15 protein-coding genes are annotated in these 18,458 nt (G+C 65.8%); 3 read left to right on the top strand and 12 right to left on the bottom strand.

Features of this window, described 5'->3' with window-relative positions; all coding sequences use genetic code 11:
- Together RWX87_RS03800 and RWX87_RS03805 are read right to left on the bottom strand one after the other, a co-directional pair.
- Window positions 1-251 (bottom strand): aspartate/glutamate racemase family protein (locus RWX87_RS03800; protein ID WP_314687112.1); only part of this gene is annotated, 251 nt, incomplete at its 3' end.
- A 92-nt stretch (window positions 252-343) separates the two neighbouring features.
- Window positions 344-1,927, bottom strand: a complete 1,584-nt coding sequence (locus RWX87_RS03805; protein ID WP_314687115.1) for an NCS1 family nucleobase:cation symporter-1 — start codon at window positions 1,925-1,927, stop codon at window positions 344-346.
- A gap of 343 nt (window positions 1,928-2,270) precedes the next feature.
- Between RWX87_RS03805 and RWX87_RS03810 the strand changes: the two genes are divergently transcribed.
- On the top strand, window positions 2,271-3,137 hold the full coding sequence (locus RWX87_RS03810; protein ID WP_314687116.1) for a MurR/RpiR family transcriptional regulator: 867 nt from the start codon (window positions 2,271-2,273) through the stop codon (window positions 3,135-3,137).
- A gap of 116 nt (window positions 3,138-3,253) precedes the next feature.
- On the opposite strand, the gene ilvC is transcribed toward RWX87_RS03810, so the two are convergent.
- The 10 genes from ilvC to fbaA all read right to left on the bottom strand — a co-directional run bounded on the left by ilvC (window position 3,254) and on the right by fbaA (window position 16,931).
- Complete coding sequence (gene ilvC / locus RWX87_RS03815; RefSeq protein WP_399552293.1) at window positions 3,254-4,306, bottom strand: ketol-acid reductoisomerase; 1,053 nt, start codon at window positions 4,304-4,306, stop codon at window positions 3,254-3,256.
- A gap of 360 nt (window positions 4,307-4,666) precedes the next feature.
- The gene (locus RWX87_RS03820) at window positions 4,667-6,043 is read right to left on the bottom strand and encodes an MFS transporter (protein ID WP_399552294.1); all 1,377 of its coding nucleotides are present in this window, start codon (window positions 6,041-6,043) and stop codon (window positions 4,667-4,669) included.
- 455 nt (window positions 6,044-6,498) lie between these two features.
- Complete coding sequence (locus tag RWX87_RS03825) at window positions 6,499-7,752, bottom strand: ABC transporter substrate-binding protein (protein ID WP_314687117.1); 1,254 nt, start codon at window positions 7,750-7,752, stop codon at window positions 6,499-6,501.
- A gap of 277 nt (window positions 7,753-8,029) precedes the next feature.
- Window positions 8,030-8,914 carry an ABC transporter ATP-binding protein gene (locus RWX87_RS03830; RefSeq protein ID WP_314687120.1) on the bottom strand — a complete coding sequence of 295 codons (885 nt, stop codon included), beginning with the start codon at window positions 8,912-8,914 and terminating at the stop codon, window positions 8,030-8,032.
- Between the two features lie 13 nt (window positions 8,915-8,927).
- Window positions 8,928-9,941 carry an ABC transporter ATP-binding protein gene (locus tag RWX87_RS03835; RefSeq protein WP_314687122.1) on the bottom strand — a complete coding sequence of 338 codons (1,014 nt, stop codon included), beginning with the start codon at window positions 9,939-9,941 and terminating at the stop codon, window positions 8,928-8,930.
- Window positions 9,934-10,917, bottom strand: a complete 984-nt coding sequence (locus RWX87_RS03840) for a branched-chain amino acid ABC transporter permease (protein ID WP_314687154.1) — start codon at window positions 10,915-10,917, stop codon at window positions 9,934-9,936. Before RWX87_RS03840 ends, RWX87_RS03835 begins: the two co-directional genes overlap by 8 nt.
- Before the next feature lie 106 nt (window positions 10,918-11,023).
- A complete protein-coding gene (locus RWX87_RS03845) occupies window positions 11,024-12,427 on the bottom strand; it encodes an ABC transporter permease subunit (RefSeq protein ID WP_314687124.1) in 1,404 nt (467 codons plus the stop codon).
- Between the two features lie 190 nt (window positions 12,428-12,617).
- Window positions 12,618-14,237: a ClC family H(+)/Cl(-) exchange transporter gene (locus tag RWX87_RS03850; RefSeq protein ID WP_314687157.1), complete on the bottom strand. Its 1,620-nt coding sequence runs from the start codon at window positions 14,235-14,237 to the stop codon at window positions 12,618-12,620.
- 120 nt (window positions 14,238-14,357) lie between these two features.
- Window positions 14,358-15,659 carry an adenylosuccinate synthase gene (locus RWX87_RS03855; RefSeq protein ID WP_314687125.1) on the bottom strand — a complete coding sequence of 434 codons (1,302 nt, stop codon included), beginning with the start codon at window positions 15,657-15,659 and terminating at the stop codon, window positions 14,358-14,360.
- A gap of 210 nt (window positions 15,660-15,869) precedes the next feature.
- A complete protein-coding gene (gene fbaA, locus RWX87_RS03860; protein WP_314687127.1) occupies window positions 15,870-16,931 on the bottom strand; it encodes a class II fructose-bisphosphate aldolase in 1,062 nt (353 codons plus the stop codon).
- Between the two features lie 299 nt (window positions 16,932-17,230).
- On the opposite strand from fbaA, the gene RWX87_RS03865 reads away from it, so the two are divergent.
- Together RWX87_RS03865 and RWX87_RS03870 are read left to right on the top strand one after the other, a co-directional pair.
- The gene (locus tag RWX87_RS03865) at window positions 17,231-18,004 is read left to right on the top strand and encodes a nitroreductase family protein (protein WP_314687129.1); all 774 of its coding nucleotides are present in this window, start codon (window positions 17,231-17,233) and stop codon (window positions 18,002-18,004) included.
- Window positions 18,001-18,390 (top strand): DUF1304 domain-containing protein, encoded by a 390-nt coding sequence (locus RWX87_RS03870; RefSeq protein WP_314687131.1) that lies wholly within the window; start codon window positions 18,001-18,003, stop codon window positions 18,388-18,390. The genes RWX87_RS03865 and RWX87_RS03870 overlap by 4 nt, the downstream gene beginning before the upstream one ends.
- Window positions 18,391-18,458 lie beyond the last annotated feature (68 nt).

The following is an 18,458-nucleotide window of genomic DNA, read 5'->3' on the forward strand; positions in this document are numbered from 1 at the left end:
AGACCGGGATCCCCGAAGCATGCAAGCACGTAGCCGTCGACCCCCTCGGCCTCACCTCGACGCACCTCGTCCAGCACGCCCACGGCGGCCAGGGCCTCGTCATAATGACCCTCGATGGAGACGGGCCCCATGGACGGGCTCACGGCTTCGATCTCCACGTCCGGCGGGACCGCCTCGCGGGCCGCCTCGCCGATGTGGCTCGTCATCGACATCGTGGTGTTGGGGTTGATGACCCTCAGCCGGATCGTCATGCACACCCTTCCTTCGTATGGATTCCCATGGAATACGGATGCAGGAAGCCGGTCGGCCCATCCCCGGGGGAGACGCGTCGACCGGCGGGATGTCAGTCCTCGACCGAGGCCCCGTCGTTGACGCCGGGCTCGTCGGCCTCAAGATGCGGCATCTTCGGGCGATACTTCTCAAGAAGCCAGAAGAAGAGGTATCCCAGTCCGGCGCCGATGAACCAGCTGAAGTCGGACAGCCACGTGACGTCGACGATGCCAAGCTGCTGCAGCGGGGACGGAAGAATGGCCGTGGCGATGGACGGGATGCTGGCGAGGACGAGGGCCAGCACCGCATTGGGATTGAACCCGTTGCTGTACCAGTAGCGTCCCTTCGGACTCAGCGTGAACATGTCGTCGACGAACACGCGCTGTCTTGAAACGACGAAGTATCCGGCGATGAGGATTCCGAAAAGCGGCCCTATGAGCGATCCCAGCAGGTCGAGGGTGTAGTGGATGGCCTGGTCGTTGGAATACCAGTTCCATGGGGTGATGATGACGGAGCCCACGGCTGCGATCATCCCACCGGCGCGCCAGCTGATCTTCCTGGGGTTGACATGCGAGAAGTCGAAGGCGGGGGAGACGAAGTTGGCGACGATGTTGATGCCCACGGTGGCGATGACGAAGGTCAGACCACCGAGGAGGATCGCGAAGGGCGTGTCGATCTTCTCCACCGTCTCGATGGGGTCGGTGATGAGCGTGCCGAACACGGGAACGGTTGCGGACGCGCAGATCACTGTCAGCAGCGAGAAGGCGAGGAAATTCACCGGCAGCCCCCAGAAGTTGCCCTTCCTCACGCTGCGGTAGTCATGCGAATAGCGCGAGAAGTCACCGAAATTGAGCATGGGGCCCGCGAAGTACGAAACCACCAGGGCGATGGCCGTGATCATGACGGGAATGGACTGGACGAATCCCAGAGGCTTTCCGGACGACAGGTTGAGGTCGATGTTGCCGAGGCCCCCGGCCCTGACGACGAGGTAGATGGCCAGCACCATCATCACGGCGTACACGGCGGGTCCGGCCCAGTCGATGAACTTGCGGATGGTGTCCATGCCGGTCCAGAACACGCAGGCCTGGGCGACCCAGAGGATTCCGTACGAGATCCACCCCAGGGCGGAGAGGCCGAGGAAGGAGGATTGCTCAAGGGCATGGGAACCCGGGATGAATTTGAGGAAGATGATGTTCAGCGACTCGGAGGCGAGGAAGGTCTGGACGCCGTACCACGCCACCGCGATGATCCCTCGGATGATCGCCGGGATGTTAGCGCCCTTGACGCCGAAGACGAAACGCGTCGTCACCGGGAACGGAACACCCATCCTCTGACTCGGCTTGGCGACGAGATTGACGAACATCTGGACGATGACGATTCCCACGAGAAGAGCCACAAGCACCTGCCAGCTGGCGATGCCCAGGGCGAAGAGGCTTCCCGCCGTGACGTAGCCGCCCACTGAGTGGACGTCCGACATCCAGAACGCGAAGATGTTGTACCAGGACCATGTCTGCTTCTTCAGCGGAGCCAGGTCCGCGTTCGCCAGATGCGGGTCGTAGGACTCCTTGATGACGACCTCGCCGGTCGGTTCGTCCGCGGGGCCGCTTTCCGAGGGTCCGCTGACTCCCATTCCACTGTCCACGTCTATAGCAGTCATCCCGATCTCCTCACCACTGCTTTCGGATGTTCTCCCGACGTCCGCGGACGTCCGCGCCTCGGGGACGCCTCCGTCATGCGTGACGACGGTTCTGGCGACACACCCATTTACTGAAAATAATGTTTCATTTCGGAGATAAAGAAATTTCGATTTCGTTTCCAAATGTCGAAAGAATTGTTTCAGTCTGGCGGTTTCCGCCGAAAACAGGCGCTGCGGTTCATCGGCCCGAAACATCCGTCCCCGCGCCCGGGCCCACGGCCCGGCCGACTGATGGGCGAAGGACCCCGCGGCGACCGGGACGCCATTACGATGAAAGGGCATCCGGAAGCCGGAAGAAAAGGCCATGATCATGAACGTCATCGAGCGGATCCAGGGGAGCTACGTCTCATTGACGGCGACGGAGCAGCAGGCCGCCAGCTTCATCCTGGGCCATCTGACGGATGTCCTCGTCTGCAGTTCGGCCGAGCTGTCCCAGCTCAGCGGCATCTCCCAGCCCACGCTGAGCCGACTGTATCGCAAGCTCGGATATCACAGCGCGGGAGAATTCAAGCACGACGTTCGTCGCTACCACCAGCCGGGAGCTCCCGAGACGGCCACCCCGGACGTCGTCCCCAACGACCCCGTCGAGGAGCAGCTCAGCAGGGACGTCGACAGTCTGAAACGCACATACGCGCGCATTTCGACCGAGCTGCTCACCTCGATGGCGGATCGCATCCTCGACGCGCGCCACGTCGCGCTTATGGGCCTGCGCAACAGCTATCCCGTGGCCCTGCATCTGCGTGAGCAGCTCATCCAGACGCGGGGAAACCTGCGGATGATTCCCCTGCCCGGCCAGAGCCTGGCCGAGGAGATCGTCGACCTCGGGGAGGACGACCTCGCCATACTCGTCGGCGTACGTCGCCGGACGGCCATGTTCGGTCCGCTGGCCTCGGCGCTTCATGAGCAGAACGTCCCCATGATCCTCATCGGGGACTCCACCCTGAGGAGGACCGCCACAGCGGTGGGGGCCACGTTCCTCGAGGTCGATCTCAACTCCCGCGTTCTGTCGAGCTTCACCGCGGCCTTCAGCGTCGTGGCGCTCCTGGCCAACGCCGTCGCCGACCGCTCCCGTCAGCGCGGCATGCCGGGTGGCGGGGACGATCGCATCGCCGCCATCAACGACCGATTCATCGCCCTGGGCGAGATGGAAAACACACGTCGGCGACTCTGAAAGCGCCCACGGACATACGGACATACGGATGCGCCCCGTCTCCTTCGTGGAGGCGGGGCGCATAACGTCAGCGGCGACGGAATCCGGCCTCACCGGACCCCGTTACGCCGCAAGACTCACTGAACCTGGGCGCGGGCGATCTTGCCGGTGAAGGACTCGGCCTCGTCGGCGTCCTTGGCCGGCCCCTTGTTCCAGGAGAACATCGCGCGGAGCTTCGGGCCGACGGTCTCAAGACCCGGCTTCGAATACTCCTCCTGCAGCTCCTTGAACTTCGGAGCGCCCTTGGCCTGGTCCTCCATGAACTCCTTGGCGAAGGAGCCGTCCTGGATGCGCTTGAGCTGGTACTCCATGCGTCCGCGGGTGTGCTCGTCGATGACGGTGGAGGTGAAGTCGCCGTACTGGGCGGTGTCGGAGCAGGACCAGCGGGCCTTGTTCAGACCACCCTCATTCGCAAGGTCCACCAGCATCTTGAGCTCATGGAACACCTCGAAGTAGGCGATCTCGGGCTGATAGCCCGCGGCGGTCAGCACCTCGAAGCCCATCTCGCACAGGTGGTTGATGCCGCCCATGAGGACGTCCTGCTCGCCGAAGAGATCGGTTTCCGTCTCCTCCTTGAAGGTCGTCTTGATGGCGCCGGCGCGCAGAGCCCCCAGGGCCTTCGCGTAGGCCAGCGTGATGCCCCAGCCATCGCCACGGGGATCCTGCTCCACGGCCACGACGACCGGGACGCCACGACCCGCGGCGTACTCGCGACGCACGATGTGGCCCGGGCCCTTCGGGGCGACCATGAACACGGGATGGTCGGCCGACGGCTTGATGTAGCCGAAGTGGATGTTGAAGCCGTGCGCGAAGGCCAGGGCCGCGCCCTCCTTGAGGTTCGGCTCGATGTCGTTCTTGAAGATCTGGGCCTGGAACTGGTCGGGCGCCAGCACCATGACGATGTCGGCCTCCTTGACCGCGTCCGCCACGGACTTGACCTCAAGGCCCTGCTCCTTGGCGAAGGCCACCGACTTGGAGGTCGGACGCAGACCGACGACCACGTCGACGCCCGAATCGCGCAGGTTCAGCGCATGCGCATGTCCCTGCGAGCCATAGCCGACGATGGCGACCTTCTTGCCGTCAAGCACCGAAAGATCGGCGTCCTTCTCATACCAGATCTGAGCTGCCATAATATATTGCACTCCTTTTGCGATGCGTCATCCAGAACGGATGACGCGTGACGTTCACTGCCCTGCCGTCGCATGCCCGCGGCCTTCTGCTCCGCTGGCCATGCGCACGGCCATTGACGTCCATGCCTTGCGGCCTGTGCATGGGGATTTTGTCCTCGAACCTCTGTCCATACTACCGGAAACATCGACGTAACATCGCCGTATTCCGGCACTCGACCAGGGGATTCGCCGAAAACTCCCACCTCCCTTCTCGAAGCCGCCGCCGCATGCGGCCCCCCGGACGAGGCGGGTCCCCGCTCCGTCTCCATGACGTGACCGGATCATCTCCGGAGATGATCCGGAGATGACCTCCGGCGATGATCACCGGGCGAAGTCCGTGTCCTTGGTCTCCGGCGAGGTGAGCACGGCCACCAGGCAGCACACCGCCATGACGCCGAGGTACAGGCCGACGGAGCGCACGCCCCAGTTATGGGACAGCCATTCGGCGATGGTCGGCACGAAGGCCGCGCCGACGATGGCCGCGAGGTTGTAGCCGATCCCCGAGCCCGAATACCGGACGTTCGCGTCGAAAAGCTCGGGCAGGAACGCCCCGATCGGCCCGAAGGCGACGCCCATGAGCGCGAACCCCACGCACAGGAACACCAGCACCTGGACGAAGTCGCGATGACCCATGAGCAGATACGGGAAGACCAGCGAGAACACGACGAGCGCGACGGACGAGAACATGAGGACGCGACGGCGGCCGACGCGGTCCGCATAGGTGCAGGACAGCACGATGAACGCGGCGAACACGCAGATGGCGATCATGAGCATGAGCAGATACTCGCGGTTGGTGAAGCCCAGACCGCCGCCGCCCTGCTCGACGCTTTTCGTGCCCCACGCGAGCGACCAGGTCGCCAGCGTGTAGAACAGCGTGTACGTCACCGCCACGAGGAAGGTCGCCTGGATCACCTGACGCCAGCTCTTCCTGAACACCTCGGCGAGCGGGGCCTTGATCACCTTGTGCTGCGCCTGCGCGAGGCGGAACACGGGAGTCTCCTCCATGCGCACCCTGACGACGAGCCCGACGACGACGAGCACCGAGGAGAGCAGGAACGGGACCCTCCAGCCCCATGCCATCATGGCGTCGGAGTCATTGAAGGTCTCGAGCAGGAAGTACGTGCCGTTCGACAGGAAGAAGCCGATCGGGGCGCCCAGCTCCGGGAAGGAGCCATACAGGGCGCGCCTGTCGTCGGGCGCGTTCTCCGTGGCGACGAGAGCGGCTCCCGACCATTCGCCGCCCAGCCCGATGCCCTGCACGAAGCGACAGGCCACGAGCACCACCACGGCCCACCATCCCCACATGGCGTACGTGGGCAGGCAGCCGATGAGGAAGGTGGCCACGCCCATGGTCATCAGCGAGACGACCAGGGTGGTCTTGCGGCCCATGCGGTCGCCGAAGTGGCCGAAGACGAGCGAGCCGACGGGCCTCGCGACGAAGGCGACCGCGAAGGTGAGCAGCGAGCCGATCAGGGCCGTGGCCCCCGTCTGCCCGAAGAAGACCTTCGGGAAGTAGTTCGCCGCGGCGGTGCCGTAGGCGTAGAAGTCATAGAATTCGATGGCCGTGCCGACCATCGAGGCGGCGATGACGGTATGCACCGAGTCGCGGGTCATCGTCAGAAGCCTCGCGGCGGGCGATGCCGCCGCGGCCTTGCTGGCTGCGTCGCCCGTTGAGGCGACTCCTTCAGCCGATGTCATGATCTCTCCATCCGTTTCCGCCGGGACGTCGGTCCGCGACGGCAGTCTGTTGTCCATGGAGCTTTCGCACGGCGCCTTGTGGGCGCAACGAAAAAGGCCCCGCAACCAAGCAGGGTCAGACCTCGAATGACATCGATAACCGGCCCTGCCTTCGTTGGCGGGACCAGTGCGATAGCCGAATCAGTCCGTCAACGAAGACGGGCTGATAATTCGTGCCGAAGCGCCATATGAGCATGTCATCGTCGCGGGCCTCCTTTCGACTGCAAGTTCCTGCGGACCATCCGGCCCGACTGGTTTTCCAAGCTAGACAGCAGGGATCCTGCCACCAAGCCCATGTCCACGATGTGAACAGAAATCCCACGGAACGAGAAACGGCACGGAACGGGAAATGGATGGGACCCGACGGCGATGCCGTCGAGCCCCATCCTCCTAGCGCTCTCCCTCAGGGATGCGGGTCAGGACTTCGGAACCTCGCCCTTCTGCGAATGATCGAACACGGGCTTGTTGTCGGCGTTGAACTTGTAGACGCCGATGTAGGCGGTGCTCGGGTCGTTGTCGCTGTTGAACGGACCGACTCCGGACTGGCCGACGTACTCGATGCTCTTGCCCTTCTTGAGCAGCGCCAGGCAGGCCTTGTAGGACGTGCACTTCGTGCCGCCATCGGCTCCGGAAACGGCGGCCAGGTTCTTCTGAACCGTCTCCCCGTCCGTCTTGCCGCCCTTCTGCGCGGCGAGGGCGGCAAGCACCGCGGCGTCATAGGTCTCGGCGCCGTAGGTGAAGTCCGTCAGCTTGGAGTTGATGGTCTTCAGCCTCGCCTGGAAGGCGTCGGTGGGGTGGGCGCCTGGGATGGTTCCGGTCGTGCCCTTGAGCAGACCGGAGGAGAAGGTGTCGGAATAGTCCGCCGTGTTGCCATCGACCATGTAGAGCTTATGGGTGTCGATGCCCTGCGCCGCCATCTCCTTGACCAGGGCCTTGGTCTGGTCGAAGGCGATGACGAGCACCGCATCGGGCTTGGCGGCCTTGATGGTCGTCACCAGCGAGGAGAAGTTCGTCTCGGTGGGGTCGAAGGTGTCCTTCTCGCCATAGACGACATTGACGCCCGAGGCCTCGACGGTCTTGACGACGACGTTACGCAGGCTGGTGCCGTACTCGTCGTTGAACACCGCGATGGCGAGCTTCTGCACGCCATCCTGGACGATGAGGTTGCCCATCACGGCGCCCTGGACGGTGTCCGGCGGGACGGTGCGGAAGAAGTAGTCACTCAGGCCGGAGAAGTTCGTCGAGGTGGCGCCGTTGGAGATGATCGGCACCTTCGCTGCCGTGATCTCCTTGTAGACGTTCTTGACCACCGAACTGGACGGCGGGCCGATGATCACCGAGGGGTTCTTGCTCAGGACGGACTCGGCGCCGGAGGTGTTCTGGTCGGCGTGGTCGGAGTCGGAGGTGTCGGCCATGGCCGTCGTGACGTCCTTGCCGAGCACGCCGCCGGCGGCGTTGATGTCCTTGGCCGCAAGCTTGAAGGCCGCGACCTCCGCGGGGCCCAGATAGGCGAGCGAACCGGTCTGCGGGAACAGGCCGCCAAGAACGAACGTCGAACCGGAGCTGGACGACGATGAGCTCGACGATCCACCGCATCCCGCAAGCGCCATGACGAAGGCCGCCGTCGCGGCGACCGCGGTGGTCATGATTGTTCTGCTGGGTCTTCTCATAGGAGAGCCACCTCTTCTTCCTCTTTTCCCACGGACGTCGCCCGTGGGTCTTCCTAGGGAACAGGGAACGCGGCGGACGCGCACCTCATCCTTGGTGACCCAAGCTAGGGTTCGGTTGCAACGACCAGGTTCGGAACATGTTTCCCTGAGATGAAGGACGAAAAACATTCGTAACACAAGAGATCGCAGTGCTTACGGGCCCTTCGGAGCCACGCGGGCATGACAGAAGGGCCGGACCTCTCAGGAAGTCCGGCCCGCGACGGCGGAGGCCCCGGGCTCAGCGCCCCTCCTCCTCCACCTCCTCCTCGAGGTTCCCCAAGTACAACGAGATGACCTTGGGATCGTTGAGCAGGGCGTGGCCCGCGCCCGAATAGGCGTTGCGGCCCTGGTCGAGCACATAGCCACGATTGCAGATCTGCAGGCAGCGGCGTGCGTTCTGCTCGACGATGATCACCGAGACGCCCGCCCTGTTGACCTGCCGGACCCGGATGAAGGTCTCGTCCTGGAGCATCGGCGACAGACCCGCCGAGGGCTCGTCGAGAAGCAGCACCGAGGGCTTCATCATCAGGGCGCGGCCCATGGCGACCATCTGGCGCTCGCCTCCGGACAGGGACCCCGCCGTCTGGTCCTTGCGCGCGCCGAGCTTCGGAAAGATCGACACGACGTAGTCGAAGCGCTCGGCGAACAGCTTCGGCGCCTGGAAGGCGCCCATCTGCATGTTCTCCTTGATGGTGAGCGACGGAAAGACGTTCTCCGTCTGCGGGACGAAGCCGACCCCACGGGCCACGAGCTTGTCGGCCCGGAGATTGGTGATGTCCTCGCCCTTGAGCGTCAGATGGCCGGCGGAGATGTGGACGAGTCCGAACAGGGCCTTGAGCAGGGTGGACTTGCCGGCTCCGTTCGGGCCGATGATGCCGACGATCTCGCCGGGATGCAGGGTCAGCGAGGCCCCGTTGAGGATGTTGACGCCGGGGATGTATCCGGCGACGAGATCCACCGCGTCCATCAGAGGCTCGCCATCGGGCTCACCGGGATGGATCTCGGCGCGGGGACGCTCGTCGCGCGGAGCGTCGGTTTCGGACGCTGACGCGACCGCCGTGGCCGCGTCGGACTCGGCGTCGACGACGGTGACCCCCGTCGCCGTATCTGCTGATTCGCTCATGGATGGCCCCTCCCTATTCGACGCCCTCGAGGACGCTGTCGTCACCCAGGTCGATGTCCGCATGCGACCCCAGATAGGCGTCGACGACGGCCTGGTCGTTCATCACGGACTTCGGCTGTCCTTCCGCGACGATCTTCCCCTCCGCCATCACCGTCACCCAGTCGGCGATGTGTCTGACCATGTTCATGTCGTGCTCGACGAAAAGAACGGTGGTGCCCTCCTCGCGCAGGGAGACGATATGGTCAAGCAGCGACTGCTTGAGCGCGGGGTTCACGCCGGCCATCGGCTCGTCGAGCATGACGAGCTGCGGGTCGCTCATCAGAGCGCGCGCCATCTCCAGCAGCTTGCGCTGGCCACCGGAGAGGGATCCTGCATAATCGTCCTTCTTCTTGTACAGCAGGAAGCGGTTGAGCAGCGCCTCGGCCTTCTCGGTGATCTCCTTCTCGCGTGAGCGCCACAGCGGCGGGAACAGCGACCGGAGCATGCCCTCGCCCGGCTGGGCCGGCGCTCCCAGGAGCATGTTGTCCATCACGGTGAGCCTGCTCATGACCTTGGTGAGCTGGAAGGTGCGCACCATGCCCATCCTCGCCACCTTCTCGGGCGAGACGCTGGCGAGGTTCCTTCCATCGAAGGTCCAGGTGCCGGTGTTCGGCCTGTCGAACCCGGTCATGAGGTTGAAGAAGGTCGTCTTGCCGGCGCCGTTCGGTCCGATGAGGGCCGTGATGCCATGCCTTTCGATTTCGAAGTGCGTGACGTCGACCGCGACGATGCCGCCGAAGTGACGGGTGACTCCGTCGGCCACGAGGATGGGATCCGGCTTGTGGACGCCGGGCTTGTTCTCGACGAACTTCAGATCCTCCTGGACCTTGTCGCCATAGGCCGTGGAGATGAGCTTCTCCCCCTCCGGGGCCTTGGTGGCCCATCGAGCGAGCTCATAGAAGGGCTTCGACCCGGCGTCCGTCTTCTCGGGCACGCCGCCGCTTTCGGGAGCAACGGGCGTGTCCGGTGCAATGGGTGTGTCAGGCATTGAAGGCGAGCTCCTTTCTATCTCCAAGCAGTCCCTGTGGTCGGAAGATGACGAGACACATCAGGGCGACTCCGACGATGACCCAGCCCAGCGCCTCCACCTGGTCGGAGGAGATGAGCGTCGCGGGAATGGCCCCTCGCATCAGCTCCTTGGTGAAGGTGAGCAGCACCCACAGCAGGCAGGAGCCGAGAATCGGCCCGAAGATGGTGGCCGCACCGCCCAGGAGGAGGATCGTCCAGGTGTAGAACGTGACCTGACGACCCAGCGAATCAGGCTGGACGGAGCGGGGAAGCACGAAGACGATGCCCGCTATCGCCCCGAAGGCGCCGCCGAGGAACAGCGACTGCAGCTTGAACGTCGTCACCGACTTGCCCAGCGACCTCACGGCGTTCTCGTCCTCCCGGATGCCCTTGAGGACGCGTCCCCACGGAGAGTGGAACCAGCGCCAGGTGAGCAGCACCGCGATAAGCACCAACGACCACGCGACGATGCGCATCCACCATGAATTGGCAATGTTGTTCGAATACGTCCACAGCAGAAAGGTGGTGCTTCCGTTCGGCAGCGGCGAAGAGCCTTCGAACTTCTCGGTGAAGTTCTGCGGCGAGATGCCCGCCGACCCTCCGGTGAGATTCGTCAGCGAGGTGGACCGTCCGATGATGCGGATGATCTCGGCGGACGCCAGCGTGACCATCGAGAGGTAGTCCGGACCCAGCTTGAGCGTCGGGATGCCCAGAAGCAGCGCGTAGATGGCGGCGAGCACCAGGGCGGCGAGCAGCGAGGCGAACAGGCTCCATCCCATGCTCTGGGTGATGGCGAAGCCGTAGGCCCCGAGCAGCATGAAGCCCGCCTGGCCCATGTTGAGCAGTCCGGTCATGCCGAAATGGATGTTGAGGCCGATCGCCGCCAGCGCGTAGGCCGCCGTCGTGGGGGCGATCAGCTCCCCCAATGAATTGCCGATCACCGTGGTGAAATCCATCATCGGCTCCTTTCCGTCTTCCCAGCGTTTCCGGCGAGAACGCCGGTTCGACGCCCTCGTTCACGGACGACGACCCGTCTGGCGTCGCGCGATGTTCCTGGCATGCTCATCCCACCCTCTGCAACTTCCCGAAGAGGCCCTGCGGCCGGACCAGCAGCACGATGATGAGGATCGCCATGGCGCTGGCGTAGCGCATGTCGTTGGGGATGATCAGGGAGCTCATATCCGCGACGATGCCGATGATCAGCGAGCCGACCAGGGCGCCGTTCGCGGTTCCCAGACCGCCGAGCGTCACCGCGGAGAACATGAGGAGCAACAGCACCGCTCCCGTGTTCCAGGCAATGCCGTTGAGATAGATGCCCATCAGCACGCCGGACAGGGCGGCGAGCGAGGTGGAGAGTATCCACACGACCCTCACGACCTGCTCGACGTTGATGCCGGAGGCGGCCGCGAGGGCCGAGTTGTCGGAGACGGCGCGGGTGGCGCGCCCCAGACGCGTGCGGTACAGGAACCATGTGACGCCCAGGATGACGACGATGGCGATTCCCGCGGACAGCAGCGTGGGCATGTCCGTCGTGATGGGACCGATCTGGAAGCCCTGCGGCACCGCGATGGTGATGCCCAGGGTGTTGCCTCCGAAGAAGAACTGGAAGATGTACTGCAGCGCCATGGACAGGCCGATGGTGACGATCATCTGCTGGATGGGGCCGACGTTCTTGCGCCGCAGCGGAGCCCAGACGAGGTCGTTCTGCAACCAGCCCGTGAGCCCGCCCACGATGACGGCGAAGATGGCCGCGGCCCAGACCGGCATATGCATCATCTGGGTGCCCACGTAGGCCATGAGCCCGCCGAGCGTGACCTGCTCGCCATGCGAGAAGGAGCTCAGCTTCGTGGTGCCGTACACGAGATTCATGCCGACGCTCATCAGCCCGAGCATCAGGCCGAACACGATGCCGGAGAAAAGCTGCTGCCATACGCGAGCGCCGAAGTTGGCCCACTGGGAGTCGTCGTCCTGCTGCGTCTGCGAGGAGGACGACGTCGACGAGGAGGACGACGACCCCGACGACGACGAGGAGGACGACTCGTCCGAGGAGTTCGCCTCGTCGAAGCGCACCACGCCGCGCTGCTCGCTGAAGCTGTTCTTGTCGATGGTCACCGTCGCCGTCGAGGACTTCAGCCCGTACTTCGAGACGAGGGACGAGTCGATCGTGACCGTGTACTTCCCGTCGGCCCCGACGGAGAACGCCCACTTGCCGTCCTTGTCGGTGGTCGTCGTGGCGCTTTCCTCACCGGAAAGGGTGATCTTCGCCCCGACGATGGCCTTCTTGGAGGAATCCTGGAGGATTCCGTTGACGCAGCCGTTCGTCGTCGTCGGATTGCAGACGCCGACGGCCTCGGCCGCATAGCTGCTGACGGGAAAAGCCAGAGCCGTCGCCGTCATCAGCAGCGCGGCGAGCGCCGCCACGATGACTCCCCGACGGCGCCGGCCTCCTACGGATTCGGCAACCATATGCTTATGTCCTCTCCACATGGTCCATCACCGTAGGGAAGGAAAGCACCCGCCGGGTTGCTCTCACGTTTCGTGCTCGTTACCTCGGCGGGGGATGTAACAGGGCCGGTAACAGACGACCGCTAGCCACACGGGACGTCCGCCGCGCAGACCCGATGCCGGAAGCCCATGGAAACCCGCCCGGACGGATCTACCGGGCGCCACCCGACCGCACGTTCTCCTGCGGGGAGGCGTCATCGCTCCCCGACGTGGAGGCGCCGTCCGCGCCCGGCGCGCCGTCGTTCCGCGCGTCGGGCGAGCACAGGGCCCGTATCCCCGCACGCATGGGCACGAGCCGTGATACGGGGAACATGACCAGGACGTAGTCGCCGGGCGTCAGAACGACGTCGCGGGACGGGACCACCTCGTCGTCGCCGCGTCTGACGTCGACGACGGCCGCCGGGGAGGGCCAGTCCACCTCGCCTATCCGGGCACCGGCGGCCCGGCTTCCGGCCTCCACGGGGAACTCCATGATGACGTTGCCGCGAGTGGCTCGAGCATCGGCGGCTCCGCCGTCGCCGGCCGCACCGGAATCCGGATGCGAGGCCAGATAGCGGTCGAGCAACGCCGTATAGACCGGCCGGACACCCAGCAGGTCGGAGACCATAAGGGCGATGAAGGCGCAGGCCGTCACGGGAAGCATATGCACAAGCGTGCCCGACATCTCCACGGTGAGCAGGATGGACGTCACGGGCGCCTTCACCGAGGCGGCGAGCGCGCCCGCCATGGCGCAGACGGCGAACACCGGAATATGGGAGGCGGGGACGCCGGCATGGGTGGCGAGTATGCCGCTGATGCTGCCGGCCAGGGTGCCGGCGGCGAGGATGGGCATGAAGATGCCTCCAGGGACGCCGCTGCCGAAGCTCGTCGAGGTGAAGACCATCTTGACGATGAGAAGCACGGCGAGCAGCGCCACGCCGCTCGTCGCCTTCTCGGCGAAGCCGATGAGCTCCTCGCCGCCACCGAGCGCCATCGGCAGCCACAGGCCCACCGGGAGGGCCAGGGCCAGGGCGATCAACGGGCGCACGACCGGATGCAGATGCGAATACAGGGTCTGGAAGCCGAGCAGCATGCGGTTCATGGCCGAGCCGACCAGACCCGCGACCATCCCCAGCGGGATCATCCACAGATATTCGGTCAGGGACAGCTGCGGCATCCGCGTGAAGTTGAGCACCGGCGTCAATCCGAACCAGTACTTCGACACGAAGTCGGCGCTGAGGGAGGCCGCGGTGGCCGAAAGAAGAATCATCGGCGAGAAGCTCCGGTGCACCTCCTCGAGAGCGAACATCATGCCCGACAGGGGGGCATTGAACGCCGCGGACAGGCCCGCGGCCGCCCCTGCCGTGACCAGGTAGTTCGCCTCGATGCCCTGGCGGCGCATGCCCTTCCCGACCGCCTGGCTGGAGGCCGCGCCGATCTGAATCGACGGGCCCTCGCGCCCCAGCGACAGTCCGAACATCCCGCAGAGCAGACCGCCCACATAGCGCACGAGCAGCACGCTCCACCAGCGCATGCGCATGCCCCGCAGCACGACGCCCTCGACCTGCGGGATGCCGCTGCCGCCGGCCATCGGCTCGAAGCGCACCAGCATGGCCACGAGCAGAGCGGCGAGGACGACCACGGCGCCCCACAGAAGGCCCCACGCCGGGTGGACGCCAATCCATGCATAGGCCCAGCGGGCCACACGCGTGCCGGCGTCGATGCCCTGCCGGTACAGGGAGACGAGCATGCCCGCGACAAGACCGCACGCGACGGCCCTCAGAGCCGTCATCCACTGACGACGGCGCAGATGGGCCAACGGACCGGTCACCGCATCGGTCGTCCCAGCCCCGGTCCCGCGCCGACCACCACGCCTGCCCATGTCGTCCTGCGTTCCGACGAGCCGGACCTGCTAGTCCACCAGCGAGCGCAGCTGGATGACGTGGTCGCGCTGCGGGCCGGTGCCGATCAGCGAGATGCGGCAGCGGGAGAGCTCCTCAAGCCGCTTCACGTACGCCTGGCAGGTCGCGGGAAGCTCCTCGAAGGACCGTGCCTGGGAGATGTCCTCGCTCCAGCCGGGCATGGTCTCGTACACGGGCTTCGCCGCGGCGAACCGCGACTGGTCGACGGGCATGTCCTCGCAGCGCTCGCGGGTGCCGTCCTCGAGCTCCACGTCGTAGGCCACGCAGATGGGGATCTCCTTCAGCCCGGTGAGCACGTCAAGCTTGGTGAGCGCGATGTCGGTCAGTCCGTTGACCTGGACGGCGTACCGGGTGACGACCGCGTCGAACCAGCCGCAGCGCCGCGGGCGCCCGGTGGTCACGCCGAATTCGTGGCCCTGCCGCCGCAGCCACTCGCCCTGCTCGTCGTGCAGCTCGGTGGGGAACGGCCCCTCGCCCACGCGGGTGACGTAGGCCTTGGCCACGCCGATGACGCGGGTGATCCTCGTCGGGCCCACGCCCGTGCCCGTGCAGGCGCCGCCCGCCGTGGGATTCGAGGAGGTCACGAAGGGGTAGGTGCCGTGGTCGACGTCGAGCATCGTCGCCTGACCGCCCTCGAACAGCACGGACCTGCCCTCATCCAGCGCCCGGTTGAGCGCCAGCGAGGTGTTGGCCACATAGGGCTTCAGCCGCACGCCGAGCCGCAGAAGCTCGTCGGTGGTGGCATCGACGTCGATGGGGCGCCGGTTGTACAGCTTGACGAGCATCTGGTTCTTCTGGTGCAGGCTCGCCTCGACCTTGTCATGCAGATGCCGCTCGTTGAACAGGTCGTGCACGCGGATGCCCACCCGGTTGACCTTGTCGGCGTAGGCGGGACCGATCCCGCGGCCCGTGGTCCCGATGCGATGCTTGCCGAGGAAGCGCTCGGTGACCTTGTCGATGACGCGATGGTAGGAGGCGATGACGTGCGCCTCCTCGCTGACAAGAAGCCGGGAGCAGTCGACGCCGCGCGACTGCAGGCCATCGATCTCCTGGAACAGCACCTCGGGGTCGACGACGACGCCGTTGCCGATCACCGGGACGACATGGGGGCTGATGATGCCGCTGGGCAGCAGATGCAGCGCGTACGCCTCGTCGCCGACGACGACGGTGTGCCCCGCGTTGTTGCCTCCGTTGAAGCGGGCGACATAGTCCACATGCGAACCGATGAGGTCCGTGGCCTTGCCCTTCCCCTCGTCCCCCCACTGGGCGCCAATCAGAACAATCCCGGGCATGCCGCACCTCCTGAACGCGAATCCGCCGTGTGTCAGGCTATCGCGTCGTCTCTACCTTCCGTCCGGGCCCGATTCGACGGCCGTCCGTTCGGGACGTCCCCGACCTCAGGCCACGGGAGTCGTCCCGTTCCCCATCGAAGGCCGTGGCGACAGAACGGCGGTGGGCTCGGGCCCGATGCGGGCCCGCAGGCACGGACTCCCGAACCCCGCCTACCGCAGCGCGCGCCCTGCCGACCCCAGGCGCACGCAGGCCTCGACGACGCGCCGCGCCATCGCGTCCTCGGCCTCGCGGCCCCAGGAGCGGGGATCGTAGTAGCGTTTGTCGCCGACCTCGCCGTCCACCTTCAGCACCGCGTCGTAGTGCTCGAACATGTGCCCGGCGGCGGCCCTGGTGAAGGCGTACTGCGTGTCCGTGTCGATGTTCATCTTCACCACGCCCTGGCGGACGGCCTCGGCGATGTCCTCGGGCGAGGACCCCGAACCCCCGTGGAAGACCAGCGCGAAGGGCCGTCCCTTCACCATCCGGGCCGGATCGGCCCCGGGAACCCGCCCACCGCGTACGGCGTCATCCACCGCCGTCTGGATCTCTCCGAGCAGCCGGGGACGCAGACGGACCACGCCCGGCTTGTAGGAGCCATGCACGTTCCCGAAGGTGAAGGCGGCCATGTAGCGTCCCCTCTCCCCCAGACCGAGCGCACGGGCCACGGCCAGACCGTCCGCGGGCGTGGAGTAGAGCCGCTCGTCGATGTCGGCGCGGTTCCCGTCCTCCTCGCCACCCACGGCCCCCACCTCGATCTCGAGGATGGTGCCGGCCCGCGAGGACAGATCGAGCAGACGTCGCGCGACGTCAAGGTTCTCGGGCAGGGGCAGCGTCGAGCCGTCCCACATATGCGATTGGAACGCCGGCTCCTCGCCGTGCGAGCGCCGTGCGATCTCATGCCGCAGCAGCGGGAGCACCCATTCCTCGAGGTGCTGCGGGGCGCAGTGGTCGGTATGCAGCGCGATGGTGATGCCCGGATAGCGGGAGGCGACCTCGCGGGCGAAGGCGGCGAAGGCGAGGGATCCGGCGACCCGGTCCCGCAGGCTTCCTGACAGGTAGGCGGCCCCGCCGACGGAGACCTGGACGATGCCATCCGATTCCGCCTCGGCAAAGCCCTGAAGGACGGCGTTCAGGGTCTGCGTGCTGCTGACGTTGATGGCCGGAAGGGCGTGTCCGCCGCGCAGAGCGGCGTCGAGCATCGCGGCGTATCTCTCGCTGGTGGCTACCGTCATGCCTCCATTATCGGCTCCGGAAGACCGTCACGCGCCATCGCGACACGGCGACGCGACACCCGCCGCAGGACGCCACACGGAGACGAGGCTCCTCGACGGACGCGGAGAGCGGGCTGCGCGTCTGCGCCGAACGCGCAGCCACCGCGGGCTCGCCGCCGCGCACGGTACGATGGCAGCCGATTCCGCGACGAGGCCCGGACATCCTCCGCGGAAGGATTCGCAGAAGCCGACGGGCCGATCCCCGACGGCGCCCACGACACGGATCACGACACGACCCCGATGCCACGGAAAGGACCCTCATGAACGCCACGGACACCCATCCCCGGGACTTCGCCTCGATACTCCAGGGAAGACGGACGGTGCGCAATTTCGACCGCTCCGTGCGCATACCACGCTCCGAGCTGCTGGGCATGCTGGACGAGGCAGCACGCGCGCCGTCCTCGGTGAACATGCAGCCCTGGCGCTTCCTCGTCGTCGAATCCGAGGAGGCGCGTCGACGGCTGCTCCCCCTGATGCGTCTGAACAAGCGGCAGACGCGGGACGCCTCCGACCTCATCGTCATCTTCGGCGACCTCGAATGCTACCGTCTGGCGGAGCGCATCTACGGACAGGCCGCACGGCGGGGAGTCCTCCCCAAGCTCATGGCCAAGGCGCAGCTGGCCGCCATCGTCCCGGCCTACCGGGCGTTCACCCGCGAGAAGATGACCCGCGTCGTCCATATCGACGTCTCTCTCATGGCCATGCAGCTCATGCTCGTCGCCCGCGAACACGGCTACGACACCAATCCCATCGGCGGCTTCGAGGAGGATCGGATCGCGGAGACCTTCGGCATAGACCCCAACCGGTACGTCCCCGTGCTCATCGTCGCCATCGGCAGAGCCACGAAGCCCGGGCATCCCTCGTATCGTCTTCCCGCCCATGATCTGACCTGGTGGAACGACGCCCATGGGCTGGAACCCGGAGAGAACGCCGAAACGGATGGCGATGACGACGCAGGCGACGACGCCGAAAGAAGCGCGACGGTACGGGCGACGCCACGGCAGGACGCGGGTTCCGACGAGGAGGAGGCATGATGGCCGTCGCCGCAGCCGCAGCCGCCATCGCGGCCGGACTGTTCCATATCGTCATCTTCGTTCTTGAGTCCTTCCTGTGGACCCGCCCGGCAACCCTCCGGGCCTTCGGCATCGACGATCCGCGCGAGGCCGAGGCCACTCGGGGCATGGCCTACAACCAGGGCTTCTACAACCTCTTCCTCGCCGTCATCGCCATCTCCGGCGCGGCCCTGGCGCTGTCCGGCCGTGCGGAGCCGGGAACGGCCCTCATCCTCGCCGGTACGGGTTCCATGACGGCTGCATCTCTGGCGCTGCTGGCCTCGGACCATGCAAAAAGAGGGCCCGCGCTCAAGCAGATGGCCCTTCCCCTGCTCTCGCTCGTGCTTCTGGCCCTCTCGGCCCTGTAGACCGACGGGGACAGGTGACGCGACGGCCGACGGAATCCCAGGAAGGCCGACGCTCGGCCATTCATGAA

The sequence above is a fragment of the uncultured Bifidobacterium sp. genome (genome assembly GCF_963540075.1).
Taxonomy (GTDB): Bacteria; Actinomycetota; Actinomycetes; order Actinomycetales; family Bifidobacteriaceae; genus Bifidobacterium.